Origin of the sequence: Denitratisoma sp. (genome assembly GCA_032027165.1) — a bacterium.
GTDB lineage: Bacteria > Pseudomonadota > Gammaproteobacteria > Burkholderiales > Rhodocyclaceae > Desulfobacillus.
Map to the genome: position 1 here is coordinate 2,592,753 of JAVSMO010000001.1, position 25,984 is coordinate 2,618,736.

At 66.4% G+C, this 25,984-nt stretch carries 30 protein-coding genes; 24 read left to right on the forward strand and 6 right to left on the reverse strand.

Features of this window, described 5'->3' with window-relative positions:
- Positions 1 to 11 precede the first annotated feature (11 nt).
- The 11 genes from ccmA to napF all read left to right on the forward strand — a co-directional run bounded on the left by ccmA (position 12) and on the right by napF (position 7,778).
- On the forward strand, positions 12 to 623 hold the full coding sequence (gene ccmA, locus ROZ00_12595) for a cytochrome c biogenesis heme-transporting ATPase CcmA (protein ID MDT3737057.1): 612 nt from the start codon (positions 12 to 14) through the stop codon (positions 621 to 623).
- Complete coding sequence (ccmB, locus tag ROZ00_12600; GenBank protein ID MDT3737058.1) at positions 623 to 1,306, forward strand: heme exporter protein CcmB; 684 nt, start codon at positions 623 to 625, stop codon at positions 1,304 to 1,306. The genes ccmA and ccmB overlap by 1 nt, the downstream gene beginning before the upstream one ends.
- On the forward strand, positions 1,303 to 2,055 hold the full coding sequence (locus ROZ00_12605; protein ID MDT3737059.1) for a heme ABC transporter permease: 753 nt from the start codon (positions 1,303 to 1,305) through the stop codon (positions 2,053 to 2,055). The genes ccmB and ROZ00_12605 overlap by 4 nt, the downstream gene beginning before the upstream one ends.
- The gene (ccmD, locus tag ROZ00_12610; GenBank protein ID MDT3737060.1) at positions 2,052 to 2,246 is read left to right on the forward strand and encodes a heme exporter protein CcmD; all 195 of its coding nucleotides are present in this window, start codon (positions 2,052 to 2,054) and stop codon (positions 2,244 to 2,246) included. Before ROZ00_12605 ends, ccmD begins: the two co-directional genes overlap by 4 nt.
- A complete protein-coding gene (gene ccmE / locus ROZ00_12615) occupies positions 2,230 to 2,676 on the forward strand; it encodes a cytochrome c maturation protein CcmE (protein MDT3737061.1) in 447 nt (148 codons plus the stop codon). The genes ccmD and ccmE overlap by 17 nt, the downstream gene beginning before the upstream one ends.
- The gene (locus tag ROZ00_12620) at positions 2,673 to 4,631 is read left to right on the forward strand and encodes a heme lyase CcmF/NrfE family subunit (protein MDT3737062.1); all 1,959 of its coding nucleotides are present in this window, start codon (positions 2,673 to 2,675) and stop codon (positions 4,629 to 4,631) included. Before ccmE ends, ROZ00_12620 begins: the two co-directional genes overlap by 4 nt.
- Complete coding sequence (locus tag ROZ00_12625; GenBank protein ID MDT3737063.1) at positions 4,628 to 5,152, forward strand: DsbE family thiol:disulfide interchange protein; 525 nt, start codon at positions 4,628 to 4,630, stop codon at positions 5,150 to 5,152. Before ROZ00_12620 ends, ROZ00_12625 begins: the two co-directional genes overlap by 4 nt.
- Positions 5,149 to 5,622 (forward strand): cytochrome c-type biogenesis protein, encoded by a 474-nt coding sequence (locus ROZ00_12630; protein MDT3737064.1) that lies wholly within the window; start codon positions 5,149 to 5,151, stop codon positions 5,620 to 5,622. Before ROZ00_12625 ends, ROZ00_12630 begins: the two co-directional genes overlap by 4 nt.
- A complete protein-coding gene (ccmI, locus tag ROZ00_12635; GenBank protein ID MDT3737065.1) occupies positions 5,619 to 6,491 on the forward strand; it encodes a c-type cytochrome biogenesis protein CcmI in 873 nt (290 codons plus the stop codon). The genes ROZ00_12630 and ccmI overlap by 4 nt, the downstream gene beginning before the upstream one ends.
- A 144-nt stretch (positions 6,492 to 6,635) precedes the next feature.
- Positions 6,636 to 7,232, forward strand: a complete 597-nt coding sequence (locus ROZ00_12640) for a NapC/NirT family cytochrome c (protein ID MDT3737066.1) — start codon at positions 6,636 to 6,638, stop codon at positions 7,230 to 7,232.
- A gap of 63 nt (positions 7,233 to 7,295) precedes the next feature.
- Positions 7,296 to 7,778 carry a ferredoxin-type protein NapF gene (gene napF / locus ROZ00_12645; protein MDT3737067.1) on the forward strand — a complete coding sequence of 161 codons (483 nt, stop codon included), beginning with the start codon at positions 7,296 to 7,298 and terminating at the stop codon, positions 7,776 to 7,778.
- 5 nt (positions 7,779 to 7,783) lie between these two features.
- Here napF and ROZ00_12650 read toward each other — a convergent pair whose 3' ends face one another.
- Together ROZ00_12650 and ROZ00_12655 are read right to left on the reverse strand one after the other, a co-directional pair.
- A complete protein-coding gene (locus ROZ00_12650; protein ID MDT3737068.1) occupies positions 7,784 to 8,455 on the reverse strand; it encodes a c-type cytochrome in 672 nt (223 codons plus the stop codon).
- 76 nt (positions 8,456 to 8,531) lie between these two features.
- Positions 8,532 to 8,957 carry a hypothetical protein gene (locus tag ROZ00_12655; protein ID MDT3737069.1) on the reverse strand — a complete coding sequence of 142 codons (426 nt, stop codon included), beginning with the start codon at positions 8,955 to 8,957 and terminating at the stop codon, positions 8,532 to 8,534.
- A gap of 247 nt (positions 8,958 to 9,204) precedes the next feature.
- On the opposite strand from ROZ00_12655, the gene nosZ reads away from it, so the two are divergent.
- From nosZ to ROZ00_12720, 13 genes are all read left to right on the forward strand, one after another.
- Positions 9,205 to 11,496, forward strand: a complete 2,292-nt coding sequence (gene nosZ, locus ROZ00_12660) for a Sec-dependent nitrous-oxide reductase (protein MDT3737070.1) — start codon at positions 9,205 to 9,207, stop codon at positions 11,494 to 11,496.
- Between the two features lie 81 nt (positions 11,497 to 11,577).
- Positions 11,578 to 11,892 (forward strand): cytochrome c, encoded by a 315-nt coding sequence (locus ROZ00_12665; GenBank protein MDT3737071.1) that lies wholly within the window; start codon positions 11,578 to 11,580, stop codon positions 11,890 to 11,892.
- Positions 11,893 to 12,018: 126 nt separating this feature from the next.
- The gene (locus ROZ00_12670) at positions 12,019 to 12,750 is read left to right on the forward strand and encodes a c-type cytochrome (protein MDT3737072.1); all 732 of its coding nucleotides are present in this window, start codon (positions 12,019 to 12,021) and stop codon (positions 12,748 to 12,750) included.
- A 102-nt stretch (positions 12,751 to 12,852) separates the two neighbouring features.
- Complete coding sequence (locus ROZ00_12675) at positions 12,853 to 13,836, forward strand: hypothetical protein (protein MDT3737073.1); 984 nt, start codon at positions 12,853 to 12,855, stop codon at positions 13,834 to 13,836.
- Between the two features lie 5 nt (positions 13,837 to 13,841).
- On the forward strand, positions 13,842 to 15,191 hold the full coding sequence (locus tag ROZ00_12680) for a nitrous oxide reductase family maturation protein NosD (GenBank protein MDT3737074.1): 1,350 nt from the start codon (positions 13,842 to 13,844) through the stop codon (positions 15,189 to 15,191).
- The gene (locus ROZ00_12685) at positions 15,178 to 16,062 is read left to right on the forward strand and encodes a 4Fe-4S binding protein (GenBank protein MDT3737075.1); all 885 of its coding nucleotides are present in this window, start codon (positions 15,178 to 15,180) and stop codon (positions 16,060 to 16,062) included. Before ROZ00_12680 ends, ROZ00_12685 begins: the two co-directional genes overlap by 14 nt.
- Positions 16,059 to 17,042 carry a NapH/MauN family ferredoxin-type protein gene (locus ROZ00_12690; protein ID MDT3737076.1) on the forward strand — a complete coding sequence of 328 codons (984 nt, stop codon included), beginning with the start codon at positions 16,059 to 16,061 and terminating at the stop codon, positions 17,040 to 17,042. The genes ROZ00_12685 and ROZ00_12690 overlap by 4 nt, the downstream gene beginning before the upstream one ends.
- A gap of 32 nt (positions 17,043 to 17,074) precedes the next feature.
- Positions 17,075 to 17,956, forward strand: coding sequence for an ABC transporter ATP-binding protein (locus tag ROZ00_12695; protein ID MDT3737077.1), 882 nt, complete (start codon positions 17,075 to 17,077; stop codon positions 17,954 to 17,956).
- Positions 17,953 to 18,417, forward strand: coding sequence for a nitrous oxide reductase accessory protein NosL (locus ROZ00_12700; GenBank protein MDT3737078.1), 465 nt, complete (start codon positions 17,953 to 17,955; stop codon positions 18,415 to 18,417). The genes ROZ00_12695 and ROZ00_12700 overlap by 4 nt, the downstream gene beginning before the upstream one ends.
- Positions 18,414 to 19,241, forward strand: a complete 828-nt coding sequence (locus ROZ00_12705; GenBank protein MDT3737079.1) for an ABC transporter permease subunit — start codon at positions 18,414 to 18,416, stop codon at positions 19,239 to 19,241. The genes ROZ00_12700 and ROZ00_12705 overlap by 4 nt, the downstream gene beginning before the upstream one ends.
- The gene (locus ROZ00_12710; protein ID MDT3737080.1) at positions 19,241 to 19,750 is read left to right on the forward strand and encodes a TlpA disulfide reductase family protein; all 510 of its coding nucleotides are present in this window, start codon (positions 19,241 to 19,243) and stop codon (positions 19,748 to 19,750) included. Before ROZ00_12705 ends, ROZ00_12710 begins: the two co-directional genes overlap by 1 nt.
- 11 nt (positions 19,751 to 19,761) lie before the next feature.
- Positions 19,762 to 20,706: a prenyltransferase gene (locus ROZ00_12715; protein MDT3737081.1), complete on the forward strand. Its 945-nt coding sequence runs from the start codon at positions 19,762 to 19,764 to the stop codon at positions 20,704 to 20,706.
- Positions 20,707 to 20,716: 10 nt separating this feature from the next.
- The gene (locus ROZ00_12720) at positions 20,717 to 21,001 is read left to right on the forward strand and encodes a DUF1330 domain-containing protein (protein MDT3737082.1); all 285 of its coding nucleotides are present in this window, start codon (positions 20,717 to 20,719) and stop codon (positions 20,999 to 21,001) included.
- Positions 21,002 to 21,060: 59 nt separating this feature from the next.
- On the opposite strand, the gene ROZ00_12725 is transcribed toward ROZ00_12720, so the two are convergent.
- The 4 genes from ROZ00_12725 to napA form a co-directional block, all read right to left on the reverse strand.
- Complete coding sequence (locus ROZ00_12725) at positions 21,061 to 21,513, reverse strand: nitrate reductase cytochrome c-type subunit (protein ID MDT3737083.1); 453 nt, start codon at positions 21,511 to 21,513, stop codon at positions 21,061 to 21,063.
- Between the two features lie 43 nt (positions 21,514 to 21,556).
- The gene (napH, locus tag ROZ00_12730; protein MDT3737084.1) at positions 21,557 to 22,459 is read right to left on the reverse strand and encodes a quinol dehydrogenase ferredoxin subunit NapH; all 903 of its coding nucleotides are present in this window, start codon (positions 22,457 to 22,459) and stop codon (positions 21,557 to 21,559) included.
- A complete protein-coding gene (gene napG / locus ROZ00_12735; GenBank protein ID MDT3737085.1) occupies positions 22,456 to 23,334 on the reverse strand; it encodes a ferredoxin-type protein NapG in 879 nt (292 codons plus the stop codon). Before napG ends, napH begins: the two co-directional genes overlap by 4 nt.
- An 87-nt stretch (positions 23,335 to 23,421) precedes the next feature.
- Entirely contained in the window at positions 23,422 to 25,965 is a 2,544-nt protein-coding gene (napA, locus tag ROZ00_12740; GenBank protein ID MDT3737086.1) for a nitrate reductase catalytic subunit NapA, read from the reverse strand.
- Positions 25,966 to 25,984: the final 19 nt, after the last annotated feature.

Below are 25,984 nucleotides of genomic sequence, written 5' to 3' on the forward strand. Positions count from 1 at the left end.
CACAATTCCCCATGCTTGAAGCCAGCAACCTGGAGTGCGTACGCGGCGAGAAAAGCCTGTTTCGCGGCTTGTCGTTCCGCCTCGAGGCCGGCGCCTGCCTGATGGTGCAGGGCGCCAACGGCAGCGGCAAGACCAGCCTGCTGCGCATGCTCTGCGGCCTGTCGCCGCCGGCAACCGGCGAAATCCGCTGGAACGGCGAGCCGATCCGCAGGCTGGCGGAGGATTACCGCGGCAAACTGCTGTATTGCGGCCACGCCGGCGCGGTGAAGGACGAACTGACGGCGCTGGAGAACGCCCGCATCGGCGCCACGCTGGCCGGAGCGCCGGTCGACGAGGAGGCCGCCCGGGCCGCCTTGCGGCAACTGGGCCTGAAGGGCCGCGAGGACCTGCCGGCGCGCGTGCTCTCCGCCGGGCAGAAGCGGCGCGTGGCGCTCACCCGCCTGCTGCTGGAGAAACGCAGGCTGTGGGTGCTCGACGAGCCGCTCACGGCGCTGGACAAGGCGGCGGTGGCGAATTTGTGCGGCGTCATCGACGCGCACCTTGCCGGCGGCGGCATGGCGGTGCTGACCAGCCACCAGGACCTTCCGCTCGCCGGGCGGGTCGAGCATCTGCGGCTGGACTGATGGCCGAGGCGAGCCTTTCTTCCGCCCTCGCCGCCGTGATCCGGCGCGACCTGCTGCTCGCCCTGCGGCGCAAGTCGGATGTGCTGACGACGCTGTTCTTCTTCGTCATCGTCGTCAGCCTGTTCCCGCTCGGCATCGGGCCGGAGATGGCGATGCTGCGGCAGATCGCCCCCGGCGTGCTGTGGGTGGCGGCGCTGCTGGCGACCATGCTGTCGCTGCCGCGGCTGTTCGCGGCGGACCATGCCGACGGCACGCTGGAACAGATGGCGCTCTCCGCCGTGCCGCTCGGCGTGCTGGTGACGGGGAAGATCCTCGCCCACTGGCTGCTGTCGGGCCTGCCGCTGGCGCTGCTGGCGCCGGTGCTGGGCCTGCAGTTCGACCTGCCCGCCGACGCGCTCGGCGTGATGGTGTTGGCGCTGCTGATCGGCACGCCGGTGCTGTCGCTGATCGGCGCCGTAGGGGCGGGACTGACTTTGGGCGTGCGCGGCGGCGGCGTGCTGGTGTCGCTGCTGGTGCTGCCGCTCTACGTGCCGGTGCTGATCTTCGGCGCCGGCGCGGTGGAATCGCACATCGGCGGGCTGGGCGCGACGGCGCACCTGTCGCTGCTGGCGGCCTTCCTGGCGCTGGCGGCGTTTTTCGGACCGTGGGCAACGACGGTGGCTTTGAGAATCGCACTGGAATGAACAATCGCCTCATCAACTGGTTCAAGTTCGCCTCGCCGCAGACCTTCTATCCGCTGGCGGGGAAGATGATTCCCTGGTTCTGGGCGCTGACGGCGGTCTTCGGCATTGCCGGCCTGTACATCGGCTTCTTCGTCGCGCCCACCGACGCCCAGCAGGGCGAGGGCTACCGCATCATCTTCATCCACGTGCCGGCCTCGTGGATGTCGATGTTCATCTACCTCGTCATGGCCTTCTGGGCGGCGCTCGGCCTCGGCTTCAACACGCGGCTCTCCGGCATGATGGCTTCGGCGCTGGCGCCGACCGGCGCGCTGATGGCCTTCCTCTCGCTGTGGACCGGGGCTCTGTGGGGCAAGCCGATGTGGGGCACCTGGTGGGTGTGGGACGCGCGGCTCACTTCCGAGTTGATCCTGTTCTTCCTCTACCTCGGCTTCATCGCCCTGCAGTCGGCCATCGACGATGCGCGCCGCGCCGACAAGGCCGGCGCCGTGCTGGCGCTGGTCGGCGTCGTCAACATCCCCATCATCTACTTCTCGGTGAAGTGGTGGAACACCCTGCACCAGGGCGCCTCGGTGAGCCTGACCCGGTCGCCCTCGATGGCGCAGACCATGCTGTGGGGCATGCTGCTGATGGCGCTGGCCTTCTGGATGTATTCGATCGCCGTGTCGCTCACCCGCGTGCGCGCCATCATCCTGGAACGGGAGCGCCACGCCGGCTGGGTCGAGGAATTGACGGAGATCAAACAGCCATGAACTGGGGCAGCGCTTCCGAATTCTTCGCCATGGGCGGCCACGCCCTCTACGTCTGGGGTTCCTTCGGCGCCTGCGCGGCCCTGATGATCGTGGAACCTATCCTCGCCAGGATGCGTCGAAGCCAGGCCATCAACGAACTGCGGCGCGAGATCCGCGCCCGAAACGAATCCCAAGATGAAACCACGTCATAAACGCTTCGCCCTCATCGGCGGCGGCCTCGCCGTGCTCGGCATTGCCGCCGTGCTGGTGCTCAATGCCTTCCAGAGCAACCTGGTATTCTTCTTCACGCCGACCCAGGTGGCAGCGGGCGAGGCGCCCACCGGCAAGACCTTCCGCATCGGCGGCATGGTCAAGGAGGGCAGCCTGCAGCGCCAGCCCGACGGCCTGACGGTGCGCTTCATCGTCACCGACACGGCGAAGGAGTTCCCCGTCGCCTACCAGGGCATCCTGCCCGACCTGTTCCGCGAGGGCAAAGGCGTCGTGGCGCAGGGCAAGCTCGGCGCCGACGGCCTGTTCACGGCCAGCGAGGTTCTGGCCAAGCACGACGAAAATTACATGCCGCCCGAGGCCCAGCATGCAGTCGACCAGGCGCAGAAGGCGCAGAAGACGGTAAAGCCATGATCCCCGAACTCGGCCACTTCGCCCTGATCCTGGCGCTCGTCGTCACGCTGTTCCAAGGCACGCTGCCACTGGCCGGAGCCGCGCGCGGCAGCCTGCCGTGGATCGCCCTGGCGCGGCCGGCGGCGCGCGCGCAGTTCCTGCTCGTCGCGTTCAGTTTCGGCTGCCTCACCTGGGCCTTCGTCGCCAACGATTTCTCCGTTGAATACGTCGCCCAGCATTCCAACTCCCACCTGCCCCTGATGTACCGCATCTCCGGCGTCTGGGGCGGCCACGAGGGCTCGCTGTTGCTGTGGATGCTGATGCTCTCGGGCTGGACGGTGGCGGTGTCCTTCCTCTCGCGCCACCTGCCCGACGCCATGGTGGCGCGCGTGCTCGGCGTGCTCGGCCTGGTCGCCGCCGGCTTCCTGCTCTTCATCCTGCTGACGTCCAGCCCCTTCGATCGCCTGCTGCCGGCGGCCGAGGACGGCCGCGACCTGAATCCCCTGCTGCAGGACCCCGGCCTGGTCTTCCATCCGCCGATGCTCTACATGGGCTACGTCGGCTTCTCGGTGGCCTTCGCCTTCGCCATCGCCGCCCTGCTGTCGGGCCAGCTCGACGCGGCCTGGGCGCGCTGGTCGCGGCCGTGGACCACGGCGGCCTGGGTCTTCCTCACGCTCGGCATCGCGCTCGGCTCCTGGTGGGCCTACTACGAGCTGGGCTGGGGCGGCTGGTGGTTCTGGGATCCGGTGGAGAACGCCTCCTTCATGCCCTGGCTGGTCGGCACGGCGCTGATCCACTCGCTGGCCGTCACCGAAAAACGCGGCGGCTTCAAGAACTGGACGGTGCTGCTCGCCATCGCCGCCTTCTCGCTCTCGCTGCTCGGCACCTTCCTCGTGCGCTCCGGCGTGCTCTCTTCCGTGCATGCCTTCGCCACCGATCCGCGCCGCGGCATCTTCATCCTGCTGTTCCTCGTCGTGGTCATCGGCGGCTCGCTGTTCCTCTTCGCCCTGCGCGCGCCGAAGGTCGGCCTCGGCGGCGCCTTCGGCCTCGTCTCGCGCGAATCGTTGCTGCTGATGAACAACGTGCTGCTGGTCGTCGCCGCCGGCAGCGTGCTGCTCGGCACGCTCTACCCGCTCTTCATCGACGCGCTGGGCATGGGCAAGCTCTCCGTCGGCCCGCCCTACTTCAACGCCGTCTTCGTGCCGCTGATGGTGCCGGCACTGCTGCTCATGGCGCCGGGGCCGCTGATGCGCTGGAAGCACGGCAATGCCGGCGACGTCATGAAGCAGCTGTGGCCCGCCGCGCTGGCGGCACTGACTTTTGCCGTTGCCGTGCCCTTCGCCTACGGCCGCTGGTCGCCGCTGGTGGCGCTGGGCCTGGCGCTCGCCGCCTGGATCGTCGGCGCCAGCGTCGCCGGCATCGTCGCCCGCCTGCGCGGCAGCCAGGGCGGGCCCTTCGCGCAGCCGCGCAGCTGGTGGGGCATGCACCTCGCGCATGTCGGCGTGGCCGCCTTCGTCATCGGCGTGACCCTGGTGTCGGCCTACCAGGAGGAAAAGGACGTGCGCATGGAGCCGGACGACACGGTGACGGTGGGCGGCTACACCTTCCGCTTCGTCGGCGTGCGCCCGGACATGGGGCCGAACTACCGCGCCATGATCGGCGAAGTGGAGCTCCTGAAGGACGGCAAGGCGCTGAAGATCCTGCACCCCGAGAAGCGCAGCTACTTCTCCTCGGCCATGCCGATGACCGAGGCCGCCATCGACGCGGGGATCCTGCGCGACGTGTACGTCTCGCTCGGCGAGCCGATCGACGAGCGCGCCTGGAGCGTGCGCGTGTATTACAAGCCCTTCGTCGACTGGATCTGGGGCGGCTGCCTGCTGATGGCGCTGGGCGGCTTTCTCGCCCTCAGCGACCGGCGCTACCGACTGAAGAAGGCTGCGGCGAGCAAGGTCGCCGCGCAAGGAGCACCGGCATGATGCGCTACATGCTGCCCCTGGGCATCTTCGTCGTGCTGGTGGCCTTCCTTGCCGTCGGCCTCAACCTCAACCCGCGCGAAGTGCCTTCGCCCCTGGTGGGCAAGTCGGCGCCGGCCTTCGAGCTCCCGCAGCTGCACCAGCCGGAGGCGAAGTTCGCGCCGAAGGACATGCAGGGCAAGGTCTGGCTGCTCAACGTCTGGGCTTCCTGGTGCGTTTCCTGCCGGCAGGAGCATCCGATCCTGGTCGAGCTCGCCAAGTCCGGCATCGTGCCGATCTACGGGCTCAACTACAAGGATCCGCGCGACGACGCGCTGAAGTGGCTGAAGCAGTTCGGCGATCCCTACGTGCTGTCGATCGCCGACGTCGAGGGCCGCGTCGGCATCGACTACGGCGTCTACGGCGTGCCGGAGACTTACGTCATCGACAAGGCCGGCGTCATCCGCTACAAGCAGATCGGCCCGGTCACCCAGGACGTGCTGGAAAAGACCATCCTGCCGCTGGTGAAGGAACTGCAGAAATGAAGCGTCTCGCATTCGCCCTGATTTGCCTGGCTGCCAGCAGCCTGGGTTTCGCCAAGGAAGCCGCGCCGCTGGCGCAGGACGAGGCGGTGGAAAAGCGCATGGTGGCGATCTCCGAAGAACTGCGCTGCCTGGTCTGCCAGAACGAATCCCTCGCCGCCTCGCGCGCCGATCTGGCGCAGGACCTGCGCCGCGAGATCCGCGAGCAGATCGGCCAGGGCAAGTCGGACAAGGAAATCCTCGACTTCATGGTCGGACGTTACGGCGACTTCGTGCGCTACCGGCCGCCGCTGAAGGGCACCACGCTGCTGCTCTGGTTCGGGCCGTTCCTGCTGCTGGTCGCCGGCGTCATCGGCCTGGTGCTCTACCTGCGCCGGCGCGGCAAGCGCGTCGTCGAGGCCAGCCTGAGCGCCGATGAGCAGAAAAAAGCCGAGGCGCTGCTCAAGCTCGGCGAAAGCGAGAACCGGCCATGACCGTATTCCTCATCGCCGCGGCGATCCTCGTCGCCGTCACCCTGTTGCTGCTGCTGCCGCCCCTGCTCAGGCAGCGCGCGCCCGGCGCGGAAGCTTCGCGCGCCGCCATCAATGCCGGCATCTATCGGGACGAACTGTCGGAACTGGAGGGTGATTTCGCTTCCGGCAGCCTGACCCAGGCCGACTACGAGGAGAGCCGGCGCGAGCTCCAGCGCCGCCTGCTCGAGGACGCGGGCGGCGGCGATACGGCCGGCGCCAAGGCGCAGCCGGCCCGCAAGAGCGCCCTGCTGATCGGCCTGGCGCTGCCGCTTGCCGGCGCCCTGATCTATTTCGCGCTGGGCAACGTGGCGGGGCTGTCGCCCGAGAGTGCGCAGCCGCCGAAGGTCACGGCCAAGGAGATCGAGGACATGGTCGCCCGCCTGGCCGCCCGCATGGAGCAGAACCCGGACAGCGATCCGAAGGGCTGGGTCATGCTGGCCCGTTCCTACAAGGCGATGGGGCGCTACGAGGAGTCGGCGCGCGCCTTCGGCAAGGCCGAAAAGCTTGTGAACGAAGATCCCAATCTGCTGACCGATTATGCGGAAGCGCTCGCCCTGTCGACCGGCGGCTCACTGCGTGGGCGCCCCAGCGAACTGATCGCGCGCGCCCTCAAACTCGATCCGGAGTTCCCGGATGGCCTCGTCCTCGCCGGCACCGCCGCCTACGAGCGCGAGGACTATGCCGCGGCCGCGGCCTACTGGGAACGCCTGCTCAAGCAGTTGCCGCCGGATTCGGAGGACGCCCAATCCCTGTCGGACAGCATCAAGAAGGCCCGCGCCCTGGCACAGAAGCAATCCAGGAAAAAGCCGGCGACGGGCAAGGCCCCATAACCCCAGAATTTTTCAGGAATTGGGTGAAAGTTTGCGCTAAATCAATGCCGCAGCGCAGCATATAAACCATCATTCGGCCAGCTTTTCCAATAAAGTCCTACAGTTAGCTCGCACCACAAGCGGAGCGACGAACAAGGAGCAAGCATGGCCGAAGACCAAGGCATGATCGGACGTTGCTGGAACGCGTTGAAGCGCCCCAGCGCCAAATACTCCCTGCTGACCCTGCTGGTGGTCGGCTTTTTCTCCGGCATCGTCTTCTGGGGCGGTTTCAACACCGCGATGGAGGCGACCAATACGCTGGAGTTCTGCATCTCCTGCCACGAGATGCGCGACACGGTCTATCAGGAATACAAGAAGACCATCCATTACCAGAACCGCACCGGCGTGCGCGCCATCTGCTCCGACTGCCACGTGCCGAAGGACTGGGTGCACAAGGTGGCGCGCAAGATCCAGGCCACGAAGGAGCTCTACGGCAAGGCGATGGGCACCATCGACACGCCGGAGAAGTTCGAGGCCAAGCGCCTGGAGCTGGCGCAGAACGAATGGCGGCGCATGAAGGCGTCGGACTCGCGCGAGTGCCGCAACTGCCACGGCTTCGAGGGCATGAACAGCGAGGTGCAGAAGCCGCGGGCGAGGAAGCAGCACGAGCTGGCGCAGCGCGACGGCGAGACCTGCATCGACTGCCACAAGGGCATCGCCCACCAGAAGCCCAAGGGCATGAAGGAAGACGACGAGGAGTAAGCGCTCTCCTCCGGTATAAAAAAGGCGGAACTCCGGTTCCGCCTTTTTATTTAAAATTTGCAAATGGCCGACATCAGCCGCCGCCAGTTCCTGCGCGGCGATTTCTCCGGAAGAAAAACCGCGCCGCCGCGCCCGCCCTGGGCGCGGCCCGAGGCGGCGTTCGTCGCCGCCTGCACGCGCTGCTGCGACTGCGTCAATGTCTGCCCGCAACATATTCTGACACTCGACCGGGAGGCGCGGCCGACGGTGGATTTCGGCCGCGGCGAGTGCACCTTCTGCGGCAAATGCGCGGAAGCCTGCCAGCCGCAGGCGCTCGAAAAACGCGAAGGCACGCCGCCCTGGCGGCTCAAGGCGCTGATTCAGAGCAACTGCCTGGCCAGGACCAACGTGGTGTGCCGCGTCTGCGGGGACGTCTGCCCGGTGCAGGCCATCCGCTTTCGCCCGGCTGTGATGGCGGCCGCGCAGCCGGAGGTGGATAACGCACTGTGCACGGGCTGCGGCGCCTGCCATGCGCCGTGTCCGGCGCAGGCGATCCGCATCGCCTGAAGCGCTTATTCCTTCCCGGGGTCCTGAATGCTCGTCAGATAGGCCAGGACGTCCTGGATATCCTTTTCCTTGAGCGTGTTGAGGATGCCCGCCGGACCATCCTCGTCGTGCGGGCGTTCGCCCTTGAGGTAGCTGTCGACCTGTTTCTTCAGGTAATTGGTGTACTGGCCGACGAGCATGGGAAACTTGCCGCGGCCACGGCCGTCCCGTGCATGGCAGGACGCGCAATCCTTCTGGTAGATGGCCTTGCCGTTTTCGATGTCCCCTTCGGCACGCGGCACGATCATCACCTTTTCCATCGCCAGCAGGCGGGTCAGCGCATCGTCGCTGTCCTTGAAAGCCGGCGGCCTGGTCGGCAGCTGGATCCTTGCCAGGTATTCCGAAACGGCCTCGATGTCCTCGTCGGGCAGTTCGCGCTCCTGCGTGTAGGGATACATCGGCAGGTTGATGCGCTTGCGCGCGCGGAAGGACTTCAGCTGGTCCTTCAGGTAGGCCGCCCGCTGGCCGGCGATGCGCGGATATTCGCCACGCTTGCCGCCCTGGCCGAACTCGCCGTGGCAGGCGGCACAGACGCCATTGATCTCCTTGCCCTTGTCCTCTTCGGCGGCAGGCGCATGGCTGGCGGCGACACTCAGCCCAAAAAGCAAAACGAGGAAACGGACTGCCGGGCTGCGCATGATGTCAGGGAACTCGTGGAGTTTTCCGAAGGGCTGTCATTCTGCTCAAACCCGATTCGGGTTGACTTGATTGGGGTCAATGGCCGCTTTCGAAACGAAACGGCACGGTGATGTTCTTACGCCCGACCTCCAGCATCACGGTGGCCTGCCACACCATCCTGCCGGTCACGCACACGGGCAGGGTGGTTTCGCCGACATGGCGGCCTTCGCTGGCAGCCAGAGGCAGGCGGTGCAGGCCCATGTTCATGTCCACGCCTTCGAAGTCGACGGTCACGCGCTCGGCCTGCGCACCCTCGACCGTCACGATGACGCGCATCGGGCTCGATGTCGGCACCGGCCTCGGCTCCAGCGCCATCCCGACGCGCCCGCCGCCGGGCAAGGCGGCCGAACATGCCTGCCGATCCAGGCGGCAGTCTTCCACGAGCGGCAAGGGCACGTCGGCGCGCGGCAGCCATAAAAGGCCCGCCGCCGCAGCGACCAGCATCGCCACGATGACCACCACGGGTGGATAAAAATTTCTTTTGTCGCTCACAGCGAGAACTATGCCTGCCATGGGGACATTGTCATTGCCCGGCACTCGGAACTTATTTGACATTCGTCAAGGATTTGGCACGCTACTGGAATAAAGTGATGCGGCAAAGTGTCGCAGCGTCGATTTGTCGCACATGTCTGCTAAAGTGCCCGTCGGCCCAGTGCCTTGGTTGCAGTGTAAGAAATTATCAAGTTGTTGTCCTCTAGGGAGAATCTCTATGAAAAAGATGAGTAAGCGGGCGATATCGCTGCTGCTCGCGGCCGGCGTCGGCATGACCGCCAATGCCGCGTGGTCGGCGGAAACGCTGCAGGACGTCCTGAAGCGTCGCAACCTGTCGCAGCAGGACCTGCTGGCTGCGGCCAAAACCTACGTACCGACCGGCAAGCGCGACGAATTCGTGACCTTCAGTTCGGGCGGCCAAAGCGGCCAGATCATCGTCTACGGCGTGCCGTCGATGCGCATCCTCAAGTACATCGGCGTGTTCACCCCCGAGCCCTGGCAGGGCTATGGCTACGACGAGAACTCGAAAGCGGTGCTGGCGCAGGGCAGGATCGACGGCAAGGACATCACCTGGGGCGACACCCACCACCCGGCGATCTCCGAGACCAACGGCGAATACGACGGCCAGTTCCTCTTCATCAACGACAAGGCCAACCCGCGCCTGGCGGTGATCGACCTGCGCGACTTCGAGACCAAGCAGATCGTGGTCAACCCGATCTTCAAGTCCGAGCACGGCGGCGCCTTCGTCAGCCCGAACACCGACTACGTCATCGAGGCCGCCCAATATGCCGCCCCGCTGGAGAACAAGAAGTTCTTCCCGCTCGAGGAGTTCAACGAGAAGTACCGCGGCGGCGTCACCTACTGGAAGTTCGACCGCAAGGAAGGCCGCATCGACGCGAAGGAGTCCTTCTCCCTCGAGCTGCCGCCCTACTCGCAGGACCTTTCCGACTTCGGCAAGGGCCCGTCGGACGGCTGGTCGTTCACCAACTCCTTCTGCTCGGAGCGCTACGTCGGCGGCATCGAGAAGGGCCGTCCGCCCTATGAGGCCGGCTGCTCGGCGAAGGATACCGACTACCTGCACGTGATCAACTGGAAGAAGGCCGCCGAGATCGTCAAGGCCGGCAAGGCCAAGAAGATCAACGGCCACAACGTGATCATGATGGACACGGCCGTCAAGGAAGGCATCCTCTTCCTGGTGCCCGAGCCGAAGTCCCCGCACGGCGTCGACGTCACCCCGGACGGCAAGTTCATGGTCGTCTCCGGCAAGCTCGACACCCATGTCTCGGTGTACAGCTTCGAGAAGATCCAGGCGGCCATCAAGGCCGGCAAGTTCGAGTCGAAGGACCCGTATGGCATTCCGGTGATCGGCCTCAAGGATGCGGTGCACGTACAGGTGCCGCTCGGCCTCGGCCCGCTGCACACGCAGTACGACTCCAAAGCCTGCGTCGCCTACACCTCGTTGTATGTCGACTCGCAGGTCGCCAAGTGGAACTACTGCGAAGGCAAGGTGCTCGACAAGATCAGCGTGCACTACAACATCGGCCACCTGATGACCATGGAAGGCGATTCCGCCAAGCCGGCCGGCAAGTACCTCGTCGCGCTGAACAAGCTGGCGATCGATCGCTTCGTGCCGGTCGGGCCCCTGCATCCGCAGAACCACCAGCTGATCGACATCAGCAACGACAAGATGCAGCTCCTCTACGACATGCCGCTGCCGCTGGGCGAGCCGCACTATGCCGTCTCCATCGCCGCCACCAAGCTGAAGCCGGGCGTGCGCTACAAGGTCGGCACCGACAGCCGCACCGACAAGCCGCACCCGGGCGCCGTCCGCGCCGGCGAGGAGAAGACCGAGAAGAAGGGCAACAAGGTCACGGTCTGGGGCACGCTGATCCGCTCGCACATCACGCCCGAGACCATCGAGGCGGAAGTGGGCGACGAGATCACCATCCACCTGACCAACCTCGAGCGCGCCCAGGACGAAACCCACGGCTTCACGGTGTCGACCTACAACACGCACGCCTCGGTCGAGCCGGGCAAGACCGTGACGGTGAAGTTCAAGGCGGACAAGGAAGGCGTCTATCCGTACTACTGCACGGAGTTCTGCTCGGCGCTGCACCTCGAGATGCAGGGCTACCTCCTGGTCAAGCCGAAGGGCTGGAAGCCGACCAAGACGACGCTCGCCAAGCAGTCCTACACCGAGGACGACTACAAGAAGCAGCTGAAGAAGATCGCCGACACCCAGGCGGTGATCGACTCCGTGGTCGGCTACATCACTTCGGTGAACTACAAGGACTTCCCGGATGTCGTGGCCATGGTCGAGGACGCCACCGATCAGCTGAACAAGATCAAGGACGCCAAGGCCAAGCATGAGGACGCCGCCAAGAAGAAGGACTGGGAACAGGCCAACCTCTGGGCCGAGCAGGTCTGGCAGTACCAGGTGAAAGCGGCCGACCTCGGCCTGCGCGCCAAGACCTACCTCGAGCAGGCCGGCGCCAAGAAGGTCAAGTAAACCGATCTTCGGGTAGACCCGTTACGGGGAGCATGGCAACATGCTCCCCGTTTTCTTCACATTCGAATCAGGAGATACCACATGAAACGATCGACCGTGCTCGCCGTGCTGGCGGGACTGACTTTCGGTGCCGGCAACGCCTTCGCCCTCGACGGCGCCAAGCTCTACCAGGAAAAGACCTGCGTCGCCTGCCACGGCAAGGATGCCAAGAAGCCGCTGACGCCGAACTATCCGAAGCTGGCCGGCCAGAACGCCGCCTATGCCGAACAGCAGATGAAGGACATCAAGAGCGGCGCCCGCGCCAACGGCCAGAGCGCCGCCATGAAGGGCGTCATGCATCTGGTCAGCGACGAAGAGATCAAGGCGCTCGCCGAGTATCTTTCAAAGCTGAAGTAATTCGCCGCCCGCCCGACCTAGACGGCCGCCTGTGAGCGGCCGTCTTCCATTGACTCAAGTCAATGTCCCATTCCCCAGTTCGGCGATAATTCAGGCATTCCTAATATTCCATTGTAGGAGATCGTGATGAAGAAAATCGCATTGGCCTTGTCGCTTGCCTTGTCTTCGGCGCTGGCACTAGCCGGTCCGCCCGCGCCAAAAGCCGCCGGCATCGAGTCCAAGGATTACCAGTGGGCGAAGATGGAAGGCGAATTCAAGGAAGCGCTGTCCAAGAAGGGCGACGTCAAGCGCGGCCAGGACACCTACGAAATCTGCGGCGCCTGCCACCTGCCGACCGGCGCCGGCCGCCCCGACGGCACCTTCCCGCAGCTCGCCGGCCAGCACACCACGGTGCTGATCAAGCAGATGGCCGACATCCGCATGGGCCTGCGCGACAACCCGACCATGTATCCCTTCGCCAAGGAAATGACCGACCCGCAGGACCTGGCCGACACCTCGGCCTACATCCAGAGCCTGTGCATCCCGATCGACCACGGCAAGTATGAAGGCGCCGACGCCGCCAAGCAGATCGCCGCCGGCAAGGCCCTCTACGAGAAGCAGTGCGTCGAGTGCCACGGCAAGAACGGCGAAGGCAACAAGGAGAAGTTCTATCCCGTCATCGCCGGGCAGCACTACAAGTACCTGCTGCGCCAGATGACCGAAATCCGCGACGGCCACCGCCGCAACGCCAACCCGGACATGGTGAAGGTCATCAAGCCCTACACCAACGACCAGTTGGTGGCGATCTCCGCCTATCAGTCCAGCCTCTCCATGCCCGGCGCCATGTGCAAGCCGAAGGGCGCCGCCAAGAAGAAGTAACGCTGCATTCCTGCCGCCCGCTCGCTCGGGCGGCAGGTCTACAAAGCCGCGCGGCCGGGAACGCCCCGGCCCCGGGCGGCATTACCTGACAGAGAACCGATCATGCCAGCCCAGAAAAATCCGAACCTCATCGTCGCCGCACTGACGGGCATCGCCCTCGTGGCAATGATCGCCGCCTACTTCGCGCCGATCTGGTGGGTGTCGCTCACCGCGCCGAACTACCCGAAGGACGCCTTCCCCGACGGCATCCGCATCCACTTCCATTTCGACGGCGTCTACAACGGCTGCAAGGCCGCCGGCAAGGGCAGCCGCATGGCGGAAGAGATCATCCAGAAGGATCTTTCCCACGAGGATGAACGCTACAACCCGATCCTCGACAAGGGCAAGGCCCACGACAAGGGCGCCCAAGGCCTCGACTGCGTGCACGAGATGAACACCATCAACCACTACGTCGGCATGTTTCCCATCGCCACCGGCGCGCCGGTGGAGAAGCCGCTGGCGAAGTTCTTCTTCGCCTTCTTCGCCACCATGATGCTGGCCTTCGCCGTGGCGCAGAAGAAGCTGCGCCTGGTCGTGCTGGGCGCGGGCTTCGCCGCCACCGCCGCCTGGATGATCGTCGACCAGTATGTGCTGGGCCACCTGGCCACGCACGTCGAGGAATACGTGCGCGAGGCCGGCACCTTCTTCAAGGAGCCCGAGCGGATCAAGGCCTGGGGCGACAACGTGACCCTGATCACCCACATCGTCATCGCCGGTCTCGTCGCCGTCATGGCGGTGGTCGTCGCCGGCGTGGCGAAGGTCCGCGGCTTCCAGCTGCTGCTGGCCCTGGTGCCGGCGCTGCTGCCGGTGTATTTCGTCGTAACCTACGCCGGCTGGCTGTGGTTCTTCGGCCACAACCTGCACCCCTGGGGCGCCTTCACCGTGAAACCCTTCATGCCGACCGTCTTCGGCGAAGGCAAGGTGGCGCAGTTCTCCACCTATTCCTATCCCTACTGGGGCTACGCCCTCCTGCTGGTGGTGTTCGCCGCGCTGATGCTGGCGCTGCTCATCCGCCGCAAGCAGCTGCGCGAAGGCGCGGTAGAGTAGGGCCCATGCGGCGCCTGTTCGCGCTGCTGACGATGGCCGTGGCCGCCACGGCCCTCGGCAACGGCGAGGAACCCGAACGCAAGGTCGACGCCGCCGCCCATGGCGGCGTGCGCGCCGACGTCGACCGGCCGAAGCCGGTCTTCATGCTGCACGAGCGCGACAAGCGCGTGCACGGCCTCAAGCCCTTCCAGGAACTGGTCGACGCCGCCCCGGCCGGCTCGACCCTGAAGCCGCCCGCCGGCAGCTATGCCGGCCCGGTGCACCTCGACAAGCCGCTCGTCATCGACGGCGGCGGGCAGGTGACCATCGACGCCGGCGGCAAGGGCACGGTGTTCCTGCTGCAAACCAGCGACGCCGTGCTGCGCGGACTGACTTTGCAGGGTTCCGGCGACTCGCACGACACCGACGATTCCTGTCTCGACGTGCGCGGCCATCGCAACACCCTCGAGTCGCTGGTCATCGCCGACTGCCTGTTCGGCATCGACCTCAAGCAATCGAACGCCAATCTCGTGCGCAACAACCGCATCTCCTCCAAGCCCCTCCCGCTTGGCGTGCGCGGCGACGCGCTGCGCCTGTGGTACAGCCGCGACAACCGCATCGAGGGCAACGAAGTCATCGACTCGCGCGACATGGTGGTGTGGTACTCCAACGGCAACCTGTTCAGGAACAACCTCGGCCGCCGCAGCCGCTATTCGATCCATTTCATGTTCGCCGACAACAACACCGTGGAGGGCAACCGCTTCTACGACAACGCCGTCGGCGTGTACCTGATGTACACCGAGGGCGTGCGCGTGCGCAACAACGTGATCTCCCACGCCACCGGCGCCACCGGCATGGGCATTGGCTTCAAGGAAGCCTCCGACGCCGTCATCGAGGGCAACGAAATCATCTACTGCGCGGTCGGCGTGCAGTCCGACCTGTCGCCCTTCCAGCCCGGCACGAAAATCGAGTTCCGCGGCAACCGCATCGCCTACAACGGCATCGGCATGCTGTTCACCTCCGAGCTGGGCGGCAACGTCGCGACGGGGAACGCCTTCGAGGGCAACCTCACCCACGTCGCCCAGGCCGGCCGCAACACCGGCGGACTGAACCTGTGGCGCGGCAACCACTGGGACGACTACCAGGGCTTTGACCGCGACGGCGACGGCACGGGCGACACGCCCTACGAGCTGTACGCCTTCGCCGACCGCATCTGGATGGAAATCCCCCAGGCGCGCTTCTTCAAGACCTCGCCCGCCCTGGAACTGCTCGACTTTCTCGAGCGCCTGGCGCCCTTCTCCTCGCCCGAGCTGATGCTGCGCGACGAGGCACCGCGCTTCAAGAAGTCCGAAAGGAATGGCCATGAGCGAAGCTGACAAACCCGAGGGACCCGCCGCCCCGGCCGCCAAGCCCGGCGGCAAGGTCAAGCCGCCGCCGCTGTCCCGCAGCAAGCGGCAGGAGCTGCGGCGCAAGTTCCTGCGCACCGTGCTGCTCACCGGCGGCGTGCTCGGCGCCGGCCTCTCGGGCTTTCTGCCGATGCTCTATGCACGAAGGCAGCGCCTGCGTCCGCCCGGGGCGCTGGACGAGAAGGACTTCCTCGCCTCCTGCATCAAGTGCGGCCAGTGCGTGCAGGTCTGCCCGGTGGAAGCCATCAAGCTGGCCGACCTGGTGGACGGCTTCGGCGTCGGCGTGCCCTACATCGACGCGCGCGACCAGGCCTGCGACTTCTCCTGCGACGCCGTGCAGTGCGTCCTCGCCTGCCCGACCGGCTCGCTCACCTACAGGAAGCCGGAATTCTTCCAGGTGCGGGCCGGCGCGGCGCTGGCGACCAAGCCGGTCCTGCTCGCCAAGGAAAAGGATCCCGAACCGACCATCAACCTCACCGAGCGTATGGGCGTGGCGCGCCTGACGCGGCCGGAACTGTGCCTGGCGATCAAGGGCAAGGGCTTCAAGGGCCAGGCGCGCGGCGCCGACTTCAAGGGCCGCATGCGCTACATGGCGGTCGACCGCTGGAAGCCGATCCCCGTCGCCGAGCATCCCTACGACGTCGCCGAGTGCGACCTCTGCGTGCGCGAATGCCCGATCAAGGGCGCCATTTCCATCGAGACGGTCTACGCCCCGGACGGCAGCCAGCGCAAGTCGCCGGTGGTGCACGAGCCCTGCGTCGGCTGCGGCGTCTGCGAGATGATCTGCCCGACCGAGGCCGCCAGCATCGAAATCGTTCCCAGGGAGGTATGGAGAACATGAACTCGATTCTCAAGAAGCGCTTCCTTGAACAGATCCTGGTGATGTTCGGCCGCGAGCCGAAGAAGCCGGAGGCCGTCAGCGAGCCGGCCAAGCAGATCCACCTGCTCAAACGCACCAGCAACAAGGAAAAGCTGCAGGCCGCGGCGGCGCACGCCGAAGCGCACATGAGCACCTCGCACAAGTGGCGCAACCGCCGCTGGGCGGTGCTGCTTGCCGCCAACCTGCTGTTCGTCGTCTCCTTCTACTTCGACATCCAGATCCTCGAGGGCGCGCTCACCGCCTCGCGCTTCATCGGCTTCCACCTGATCGACCTGAATTCGGCGCTGCAGGTGATGCTGGCGCACAAGCACATCATCACCAACCTGCTGATCGGCACCGGCACCGTGCTCGTCCTCTGGGTCCTCTTCGGCGGCCGCACCTTCTGCTCGTGGGTCTGCCCCTACCACCTGCTCGCCGAGTGGGCGGAGAAGATCCACCTCTGGCTGGTGAAGAAGAAGCTGGTGATCGACCAGCCGGTCGACCGCCGCCTGCGCACGGTGTTCTGGATCGTCTTCGCCCTGCTCGCCTTCGCCACCGGCTACACGGTGTACGAGTCGATCTCGCCGACCGGCATCGTCTCGCGCGCGCTGATCTACGGCCCCGGCCTGGCCCTGCTGTGGGTGCTGGCCCTGCTGGTGTTCGAGGTCTTCTTCGTACGCCGCGCCTGGTGCCGCTATGCCTGCCCGATCGGACTGACCTACGGCGTCGTCGGCATCCTCTCGCCGGTGCGCATCAAGTACACGCTGGAGGGCTGCTTCCACGAAGGCAACTGCCGCAAGGTCTGCCTGGTGCCGCACGTCCTCGACACCGTGATCAAGGGCCGCGCCGTGCACACCGAGGTGCCGATCGGCCCGGACTGCACGCGCTGCGGCCTGTGCGTGGACGTCTGCCCGACCGGCTCTTTGACCTACGACATAAAGGGGCTCTCCAAACTGCTCTGACGGCCGCCCGGTCCCCTTATAATCCGCTGTCCATGATTCATTTCCAGAACGTCTCGAAGACCTTCAAGCGCAACCGCGTCCTCGACGGCATCGGCCTCGACATCGGGCTGGGTGAGCGCGTCGCCCTGATCGGCTCCAATGGCGCCGGCAAGACGACGCTGATCCGCTGCCTGCTCGGCGAGTACACCCACGAGGGCACGGTCGCCATCGAGGGCCGGTCGCCGCGCGCCGAACGCACCCGCGTGCTCGCCTCGGTCGGCTTCGTGCCGCAGCTGCCGCCGCCGCTGAAGATGCCGGTGGGCCAGCTGATCGGCTTCGCCGCCGCGCTGTGCCACTCCGACGAGAAGCGCATCGCCACGCTGGCCCTGCGCCTCGGCCTCGACGTCGAGCGCGTGCGCCAGCAGCCTTTCGTCAAGCTTTCCGGCGGCCAGAAGCAGAAGATCCTCATCGCCATCGCCCTGGGCCGCGACGCCAAGGTGCTGGTGATGGACGAGCCGGCCGCCAACCTCGACCCGGAAGCGCGCAAGATCTTCTTCGAGCTGCTCGCCGAGCGCCAGCACGACACCACCATGCTGATCTCCAGCCATCGCCTGAACGAGGTGGCCGCGCTGGTCAACCGCGTCGTCGAGCTGGACATGGGCAAGGTGGTGCTCGACGACCGCGTCGCCGACGACGTCTCGCTCTCCGGCCTGCTCGACTGCCGCATCCGCATCAAGCGCGCGGATGCCGCCTTCGACAAGGCGCTGTCGGCCTGGGACTTCCGCGCCTCGCCGGACGGCCTCGAATGGACCGGCGAGGTGGCCGGCCCCGACCGCCTGCGCTTCCTCGGCATGACCAGCCGCTACGTCGCCCTGATCGCCGACCTCTCCCTCAGCGAGGCGGAAAAAGTCAGTCTCCCGGAGACGGCGGCATGATCGGCCGCCGGGAATTCCTGCTGCTTTCCGGCGGCCTGCTGCTCGCGCCGCTGGCGGCCTGCGGACGGAAGGAAAGCTGGCCGGAGGGCATGGCCGAGATCAAGTGGGACCGCGACACCTGCGTCCGCTGCAACATGGTCATCAGCGATCCGCGCTTCGCCGCCCAGATGCGCGGCGGCGAGAAGAACGCGGCATTCAAGTTCGACGACGTCGGCTGCCTCGTCTTCTGGCTGCGCGACAAGGCGGCGCAGTATCCCTGGATGGCCGAGCCCGCCACGCGCATGTGGGTGGCCGACTCGACCGACATGAGCGGCACCACCTGGCTCGACGCGCGCCAGGCGCATTACCTGGGCGGCCGGCTCTCGCCGATGGGCTACAACTTCGCCGCCGTGCGCGATGCCGCTCCCGGCAGCGTGACTTATGTTGTGATGCGAGAGCAAATTCTCGCCAAAGGGAAATGAAAGAACTCTGGCTCACCGCGAAACTGGACATCGTCGAATCGCTGCGCGCACGCTGGTTCGCCATCTACTGCCTGGTCTTCGGCGGCCTGGTGGCGCTGCTCTTCCTCTTCGGACTGACCGAGTCGCGCGTGCTCGGCTTCATCGGCCTGTCGCGCCTGCTCGTCACCTTCATCCAGCTGACCATGGCGATCCTGCCGATCTTCGTGCTCATCACCACGGTGCGCTCGGTGGCCGGCGACCGCGAGGCCGGCGTCTTCGAGTACCTGCTCTCCCTGCCGGTCGGCCTGGCCGCCTGGTTCTGGGGCAAGATCGTCGGCCGCTACCTGATCATCTTCCTGCCGGTGTTCGCCGCCATGGCCGGCGCCGTGCTGTGGGCGCTGATCCGCGGCATCGAAGTGCCGTGGGGCATGTTCGCCTACTACACGGCGCTGCTCGCCGCGATGGGCTGGTGCTTCCTCGGCATCGGCATGCTGATCTCGGCGCTGGCGCGCAGCACCGACGTCGCCCAGGGCATGGCCTTCATGGTCTGGCTGACGCTGCTGCTGTTCCTCGACCTGATCCTGCTCGGCGTCATGATCCAGGAGCATGTTCGGCCCGAGGTGGCGGTGGGCATCGCGCTGGCCAATCCGCTGCAGGTGTTCCGCACCGCCGCGCTGGCGCTGTTCGACCCGCAGCTCATCGTGCTGGGACCCTCGGCCTTCGTCATCCTCGACAATTTCGGCGCGACCGGCTACCGGTTCTTCGCCGTGCTGTATCCGGTCGCGGTCGGCGCGCTGTGCGCCGGCGCGGGCTACCTGTTCTTCCGGCGCGGCGACCTGCCCTGATGGCCCGGCTGTCCGTCCTGCTCAGCCTGCTGCTCCTGCTCGCGCCGGCCGCCTGGGCGCAGGCGCCCGCCCAGCCTTCGGCCGCGGCGCTCTTCGCCGCCACGCTGCACGACGCCGACGACAAGCCATTCGCCTTCGCACAGCTGCGCGGCAAGCCGCTGATCGTGAACTTCTGGGCGCGCTGGTGCGGCCCCTGCCGGGCGGAGATCCCGGAACTTTCCGCCGCGCACGACAAACATGCGAAGCGCGGGCTGGTCGTCGTCGGCATCGCCCTCGACGACAAGGTCGAGGCGGTGCGCGATTTCGCCAGGGCCTACGAAATGCGCTACACCGGCCTGCTCGCCAAGGAAGGCGGCATCGCCCTCATGCAGGCCAGCGGCAACCCCAAGGCCGTGGTGCCGTTTACCCTCGTCATCGACCGCAAGGGCAATGTCATCGGCAGTAAACTCGGCGCCATGAGCCATGAAGAAATCGAGGCTGCCGCGAAACAGCTTCTGGGAGCCCAATGATGCCGCCGCCGATGGAACCGACGCTCGCCGCCTTCCCCAACCCCTTCCTGCGCTATTTCGCGGCGACGCGGCCGCCCTTCCTCAGCGTGACCTTCGCCGCCTGCCTGGTCGGGCTCGCCACCGCGGCACTCGACGGCGCCATGCTGCGCCCGGCCGCAGCCTTCTTCACGGTGTTCTTCGCGCTGGTGGCGCACGCCGGCATCAACGTGCTGAACGACTACTACGATGCGCTCAACGGCAGCGACGCCGCCAACACCGAGCGCCAATTCCCGTTCACCGGCGGCAGCCGCTTCATCCAGAACGGCGTGCTCAGCCTGCGCGCCGCCGGCCTCTTCGGCTACGCCCTGCTCGCCTCGGTGATTCCCGCCGGACTGTGGCTGGCGTGGACCTCGGCCGGCGGCCTGATTCTGATCGGCCTGGCCGGAATGTTCGTCGGCTGGGCCTACTCGGCGCCGCCGCTGAAGTTCATGAGCCGCGGCCTCGGCGAGCTGGCGGTGGCCTGCGGCTGGCTGATCGTCGTCGTCGGCGCCGACTACGTGCAGCGCGGCGCCTTCTCCGCCCTGCCCTTCGTCGCCGGCCTGCCCTATGCCCTGCACGTCGCCAACGTGCTCTTCATCAACCAGTTTCCCGACTATCGCGCCGACACCGCCGCCGGCAAGCGCAACTGGGTGGTGCGCCTCGGCCCCATGCGTGCGCGCTGGGGCTATCCCTTCATCGTCGGCGTCGCCTACGGCTGGCTGGCCGGCGCGGTGGCGCTGGGCGCCCTGCCGTGGACCGCGCTGCTCGCCCTGGTCGCACTGGCACCGGCACTGGCGGCGACGAAGCAGCTGCTCGCCCATGCCGCAAAGCCGGCGGAGCTGGTGCCGGCCATCCGCGCCACCATCGGCGCGGCGATGCTGCACGGCATACTCCTCGCCGTCGGCCTGGTCGCCGCGCGCCTGGCCGGACTGCACTGAAGGCGTCGCAATGGCTGCCTACGTGATCGGCCATATCGCCATCAAGGATCCGCTGAAGTGGGAGGCCTACCGCAGCCAGGTGCCGGCCACGCTGGCGCCGTGGAGCGCCGAACTGGTATTTCGCGGACGGCAATTCGCAGTGTTCAGCGGCACGCACCCCCACGCCGACACCGTCGTCATCCGCTTCCCCGATCCGGCCGCCGTCCGCCGCTGGTTCGACTCGCCGGCCTACCAGGCCCTGATTCCCCTGCGCGAAGAAGCCGCCGACGTGGTGCTGGTCGGCTACGAGACGTAAAAAGGCCGCAGCCGGCGCGGCCGGCCGCGGCCCTGCTGGGGCGCGAAGGGTCGTCTGGCTTACTTCTGGACGTTGCCGACGAAGGTGTTGTCCACCAGCGGCTTGGCGTCCACCTGCGGCACATGACAGCTGTTGCACTGGTAGCGGTCCATCGTCACCACCTTCTTCATACCGTCCTTGCTGAACGCCAGGTGGCTGTCGCCCATCTTGGGCGCGTTTTTCTTGCGATAGGTCTCCAGGCTGTGGCAGTCGAGGCACTGGTTCTCGGAGACGGTGATCTCGTCGAAGTTCGCCACCGCATGCGGGATCAGCGGCGGCTGCGTGCTGAAGGTGCGCTCGATCGGCTTCTGCAGGCCGGGCTTCTTGCCGACGTACTCCAGCGATGAGTCGGGGGCCTTGTCGGCCATCGCCACGTCGGCGCCACGCAAGGTTGACACCCCGCCGTACTGGGCGCATCCGAACACCACCGCGGCCAGCGCCGCGGCCACTGTTGCCTTGACGGTCCTATTCATGATCGTCTCCCTTCACGTCAAAAGTTGAAAAAATCCAGCCCACTCATTTGCACGTCGCCGGCGTCATGGATTTGACCGGCGACGAGCCCCGTTCCGCCTTGTTGCCGAACCGCGTGCCGAAGGCGAACACATCCTTCGAGCAGACGTCGATGCAGCGCCCGCAGTTGGTGCAGTTCGCCGCCAGAATCACCGGCCCGGCGCCATCCACCCCCTTGAGCGCCGGGCGAATCACCTGCGGCTCGGGGCAGACGGCGAAGCAGTCCATGCAGTCGTTGCAGGCGCTGCGCTTCAGCGCCGACACCCTCACCAGGCTGATTTTTCCGAGCAGGCTGTAGAAAGCGCCCATCGGACAAAGGCGACCGCACCAGCCGTCCTGCATGACGAAGAGTTCGAGCAGGAAGATGGCGAGAATCACGGCCCACACCGAACCGAGGCCGAAGATGATGCCGCGGTGAAACATCGACACCGGGTTCACCAGCTCCCAGGCCAGCGTGCCGGTGGCTGCCGCCAGCACCAGCGCCATGGCGAGAATCCAGTAACGCGTCCTGCGCGAGACGTGTGCGCCGCCCTTGATGCCGAGGCGGCTGCGCAGCCAGGCCGCCGCATCGGTGACCATGTTCACCGGGCAGACCCACGAGCAGAAGACGCGGCCGCCCACCAGCATGTAGAACGCCAGCACGATGGCGACGCCGACGAAGGCCTTCGCCTCCGGCATATGCCGGGTCAACAGCGTCTGCAGCAGGACGAAGGGGTCGGTCAGCGGCAGGACATCCAGCGTGTAGCTGAAGCTCAGGTTGCCTTTCACGATCCACACGCCTGCCAGCGGCCCGAGCAGGAACAGGGCCAGGATGGAGAGCTGCGACACGCGCCGCAGGAGCAGCCACTTGTGGGCGCCCAGCCAGCCCTTGGCAACTACGGCTTCGGCGCCGATGCGCTCGGTGCTCACAATTGACCTCCCTGCAGCGCCTTCGGCAGGACCGGCTGCGATCCGGGCGCGGCGGAGCCCGGGGGCGCAGCCGGCGCCGCGCCCCCGGGCAGGAGGCCCTTGCCCGACTCGTAGCGCATGCCCTCCGGCAGGTTGTACTGGTGCTGCACGTCGGGTGCGACCAGGCTGCCGCCGGCCTTTTCCTTCTCGACCCAGCCGAGGCGGTAGTGCTGGCCCGGCTCGCCCTTGGCCAGCTCGGTCGGATAGACCTTGATCGCCGCCACTTCCAGCGGGCAGCCCTTCTCGCACTTGCCGCAGCCGGTGCAGGCGTCCGAATGCACCACCGGAATGAACAGCGTGTGCTTGCCGGTGCGGGCATTCACGCGCGGTTCGAGCGTGATGGCCTTGTCGATCACCGGGCAGACCCGATAGCAGATGTCGCAGCGCAGGCCGAGGAAGTTGAGGCAGTTCTCCTGGTCCACCAGCACCGCCAGGCCCATTTTTGCCTGGTTGATGTCGGTGAGCGAATGGTCGAGCGCGCCGGTCGGGCAGGCCTTGACGCAGGGAATGTCCTCGCACATCTCGCAGGGGAGTTGGCGCGCGACGAAATACGGCGTGCCCGTCGCCACCGGCTCCTCCGGCCTGGCCAGGGTGAGGATGTCGTAGGGGCAGTCGCGCACGCAGAGGCCGCAGCGGATGCAGGCGCCGAGGAAGTCCTTCTCCGCCAGCGCGCCGGGCGGGCGCACGGCGAGCGGCGGCAGCGCCTTTGCCTGCTTGGCGTAGAGGCCGATGCCGATGCCGAGCAGCCCGACGCCGCAGGCCATGCGGGCTGAGTCGAGCAGGAACTGCCGCCGCGTGGCTGCGGCGGACGCCTTCCTCGGTTTCTCGGCTTCCATGATGAATTCCGGTCACGCTGGCGGGCGGGCAGTTACGGTCCAACCACCTTGGCTGCCCGCCCGGGCGCTCCCTGATGCCTTTTTCGATCAGGCCTTGACGAGCTTGACCGCGCACTTCTTGAAATCGGTCTCTTTCGAGATCGGGCAGGTGGCGTCCAGCGTCAGCTTGTTCACCAGGCGGTGCTCGTCGAAGAAGGGGATGAACACCAGGCCTTCCGGCGTCTTGTTGCGGCCCTTGGTCTCGACCCGCACCTGGATTTCGCCGCGGCGGGTGATCGCCTTGGCGACGTCGCCGCGCTTGAGCCCGCGCTTGTCGGCGTCCTTCGGATGCATGAACACCACGGCGTCCGGGAAGGAGCGGTAGAGCTCGGGCACGCGGCGCGTCATGGTGCCGGTGTGCCAGTGCTCGAGCACGCGGCCGGTGCACAGCCAGAGGTCGTACTCGTTGTCCGGCGGCTCGGCGGCCGGCTGGTAGGGCAGGGCGAAGATCACCGCCTTGCCGTCGGGCTTGCCGTAGAAGCGCACGCCCTCGCCGGCCTTCACGTACGGGTCGTAGCCTTCGCGGAAGCGCCACAGCGTCTCCTTGCCATTGACCACCGGCCAGCGCATGCCGCGCACCTTGTGGTAGGTGTCGAAGTCGGCCAGGTCGTGGGCGTGGCCGCGGCCGAAGGCGGCATATTCCTCGAACAGGCCCTTCTGCACGTAATAGCCGAAGTGTTCCGTCTCGTCGTTGGTGTAGCCGGCCCAGGCATGCGCATTCACCTTCGCCGCATCGCCCTTCGGGAACTTGTTCACGACGCCGTTGGCGTAGAGCACCTCGTACAAGGTCTTGCCCTTCAACTCGGGCTTCTTGGCGAGCAGTTCGGCGGGCCACACTTCGTCGGTCTTGAAGCGCTTGGCGAACTCGAGGTACTGCCACAGGTCGGACTTCGCTTCGCCCGGCGCCTTCACCTGCTGGCGCCACATCTGGCCGCGCCGCTCGGCGTTGCCGTACATGCCTTCCTTCTCCATCCACATGGCGCAGGGCAGGATGAGGTCGGCCGACATGGCCGAGACGGTCGGATAGGCGTCGGAGACGACGACGAAGGCCTTCGGGTTGCGCCAGCCCGGATAGATCTCGCCGTTGACGTTGGGACCGGCCTGCATGTTGTTGGTGGTCGAGGTCCAGTAGAAGCCGACCTTGCCGTCCTTCAGCATGCGTGACTGCAGAACCGCGTGGTACCCCGGCTTGTCGGGGATCGTGCCGGCGGGAATGTTCCAGGCCTTCTCGCAGATCTCGCGGTGCTTCGGATTCATCACCACCATGTCGGCCGGCAGGCGGTGGGCGAAGGTGCCGACCTCGCGCGCCGTGCCGCAAGCGGAAGGCTGGCCGGTCAGCGAGAAGGGGCCGTTGCCCGGCTCGGAGATCTTGCCCACCAGCAGGTGCACGTTGTAGATCATGTTGTTCACCCAGGTGCCGCGGGTGTGCTGGTTGAAGCCCATGGTCCAGTAGGAGCAGACCTTGGTCTTCGGGTCGGCGTAGACCTTGGCCAGCGCCTCCAGCTTGTCCTTCGGCACGCCGGAGATCTGGTGCGCCTTGTCGAGGGTGTACTCGGAGACGAACTGGGCGAAGTCCTCGAACTTGATCGGCGCCGCCTTGTTCGGATCGCCCTTGGGCTTGCCGTCGGGACCGGGATAGCCGTTGTTGCCGGCCGCCTGCTCGCGCGGGTCGTTCGGGCGCAGGCCGTAGCCGATGTCGGTGACGCCCTTGGCGAAATTGACGTGCTTGGCGACGAAGTCCTTGTTCACCGCGTTGTTCTGGATGATGTAGTTGCAGATGTAGTTGAGGATCGCCAGGTCGGACTGCGGCTTGAAGAGCAGCTCGACGTCGGCGCCCTCCGTCGAGCGGTGCGAGAAGGTGGACAGCACCATCAGCTTGACGTGGGACGCGGTCTGGCGGCGGTTGGTGATGCGCGACCAGAGGATCGGGTGCATCTCCGCCATGTTGGAGCCCCACAGCACGAAGGCGTCGGCGTGCTCCATGTCGTCGTAGCAGCCCATCGGCTCGTCGATGCCGAAGGTGCGGATGAAGCCGGCCACGGCGGAGGCCATGCAGTGGCGCGCGTTCGGATCGATGTTGTTGGTGCGGAAGCCGGCCTTCATCAGCTTGGCGGCGGCATAGCCCTCCCACACCGTCCACTGGCCGGAGCCGAACATGGCGATGCCGGTCGGACCCATGGTCTTGAGCGTCTCCTTGGCCTTCTGCTCCATGATGTCGAAGGCCTGATTCCAGGAAACCGGCTGGAACTCGCCGTTCTTGTCGAACTTGCCGTCCTTCATGCGCAGCAGCGGCTGCGTCAGGCGGTCCTTGCCGTACTGGATCTTCGCCAGGAAGTAGCCCTTCACGCAGTTGAGGCCCTTGTTCACCGGCGCATCGGGGTCGCCCTGGGTGGCGACGATGCGCCCGTCCTTGACGCCGACCAGCACGCCGCAGCCCGTGCCGCAGTAGCGGCAGGCGCCCTTGTCCCAGCGCACGCCGTCGTTGGCCTGGGCCAGGGCCTGCCCGCCCGGCAGGGCGATGCCGGCGGCGGTTGCGGCGGCGGCGGCCGCATTCGCCTTGATGAAATCACGTCGCGTCATGGTGGTAGACATTTGAGGCCTCCTTTTCTTC

Coding starts and splice junctions, on each gene's coding strand:
- ccmA (MDT3737057.1), top strand. CDS start 12: ATGCTTGAAGCCAGCAACCTGGAGTGCGTACGCGGCGAGAAAAGCCTG.
- ccmB (MDT3737058.1), top strand. CDS start 623: ATGGCCGAGGCGAGCCTTTCTTCCGCCCTCGCCGCCGTGATCCGGCGC.
- ROZ00_12605 (MDT3737059.1), top strand. CDS start 1,303: ATGAACAATCGCCTCATCAACTGGTTCAAGTTCGCCTCGCCGCAGACC.
- ccmD (MDT3737060.1), top strand. CDS start 2,052: ATGAACTGGGGCAGCGCTTCCGAATTCTTCGCCATGGGCGGCCACGCC.
- ccmE (MDT3737061.1), top strand. CDS start 2,230: ATGAAACCACGTCATAAACGCTTCGCCCTCATCGGCGGCGGCCTCGCC.
- ROZ00_12620 (MDT3737062.1), top strand. CDS start 2,673: ATGATCCCCGAACTCGGCCACTTCGCCCTGATCCTGGCGCTCGTCGTC.
- ROZ00_12625 (MDT3737063.1), top strand. CDS start 4,628: ATGATGCGCTACATGCTGCCCCTGGGCATCTTCGTCGTGCTGGTGGCC.
- ROZ00_12630 (MDT3737064.1), top strand. CDS start 5,149: ATGAAGCGTCTCGCATTCGCCCTGATTTGCCTGGCTGCCAGCAGCCTG.
- ccmI (MDT3737065.1), top strand. CDS start 5,619: ATGACCGTATTCCTCATCGCCGCGGCGATCCTCGTCGCCGTCACCCTG.
- ROZ00_12640 (MDT3737066.1), top strand. CDS start 6,636: ATGGCCGAAGACCAAGGCATGATCGGACGTTGCTGGAACGCGTTGAAG.
- napF (MDT3737067.1), top strand. CDS start 7,296: ATGGCCGACATCAGCCGCCGCCAGTTCCTGCGCGGCGATTTCTCCGGA.
- ROZ00_12650 (MDT3737068.1), bottom strand. CDS start 8,455: ATGCGCAGCCCGGCAGTCCGTTTCCTCGTTTTGCTTTTTGGGCTGAGT.
- nosZ (MDT3737070.1), top strand. CDS start 9,205: ATGAAAAAGATGAGTAAGCGGGCGATATCGCTGCTGCTCGCGGCCGGC.
- ROZ00_12665 (MDT3737071.1), top strand. CDS start 11,578: ATGAAACGATCGACCGTGCTCGCCGTGCTGGCGGGACTGACTTTCGGT.
- ROZ00_12670 (MDT3737072.1), top strand. CDS start 12,019: ATGAAGAAAATCGCATTGGCCTTGTCGCTTGCCTTGTCTTCGGCGCTG.
- ROZ00_12675 (MDT3737073.1), top strand. CDS start 12,853: ATGCCAGCCCAGAAAAATCCGAACCTCATCGTCGCCGCACTGACGGGC.
- ROZ00_12680 (MDT3737074.1), top strand. CDS start 13,842: ATGCGGCGCCTGTTCGCGCTGCTGACGATGGCCGTGGCCGCCACGGCC.
- ROZ00_12685 (MDT3737075.1), top strand. CDS start 15,178: ATGAGCGAAGCTGACAAACCCGAGGGACCCGCCGCCCCGGCCGCCAAG.
- ROZ00_12690 (MDT3737076.1), top strand. CDS start 16,059: ATGAACTCGATTCTCAAGAAGCGCTTCCTTGAACAGATCCTGGTGATG.
- ROZ00_12695 (MDT3737077.1), top strand. CDS start 17,075: ATGATTCATTTCCAGAACGTCTCGAAGACCTTCAAGCGCAACCGCGTC.
- ROZ00_12700 (MDT3737078.1), top strand. CDS start 17,953: ATGATCGGCCGCCGGGAATTCCTGCTGCTTTCCGGCGGCCTGCTGCTC.
- ROZ00_12705 (MDT3737079.1), top strand. CDS start 18,414: ATGAAAGAACTCTGGCTCACCGCGAAACTGGACATCGTCGAATCGCTG.
- ROZ00_12710 (MDT3737080.1), top strand. CDS start 19,241: ATGGCCCGGCTGTCCGTCCTGCTCAGCCTGCTGCTCCTGCTCGCGCCG.
- ROZ00_12715 (MDT3737081.1), top strand. CDS start 19,762: ATGGAACCGACGCTCGCCGCCTTCCCCAACCCCTTCCTGCGCTATTTC.
- ROZ00_12720 (MDT3737082.1), top strand. CDS start 20,717: ATGGCTGCCTACGTGATCGGCCATATCGCCATCAAGGATCCGCTGAAG.
- ROZ00_12725 (MDT3737083.1), bottom strand. CDS start 21,513: ATGAATAGGACCGTCAAGGCAACAGTGGCCGCGGCGCTGGCCGCGGTG.
- napG (MDT3737085.1), bottom strand. CDS start 23,334: ATGGAAGCCGAGAAACCGAGGAAGGCGTCCGCCGCAGCCACGCGGCGG.
- napA (MDT3737086.1), bottom strand. CDS start 25,965: ATGTCTACCACCATGACGCGACGTGATTTCATCAAGGCGAATGCGGCC.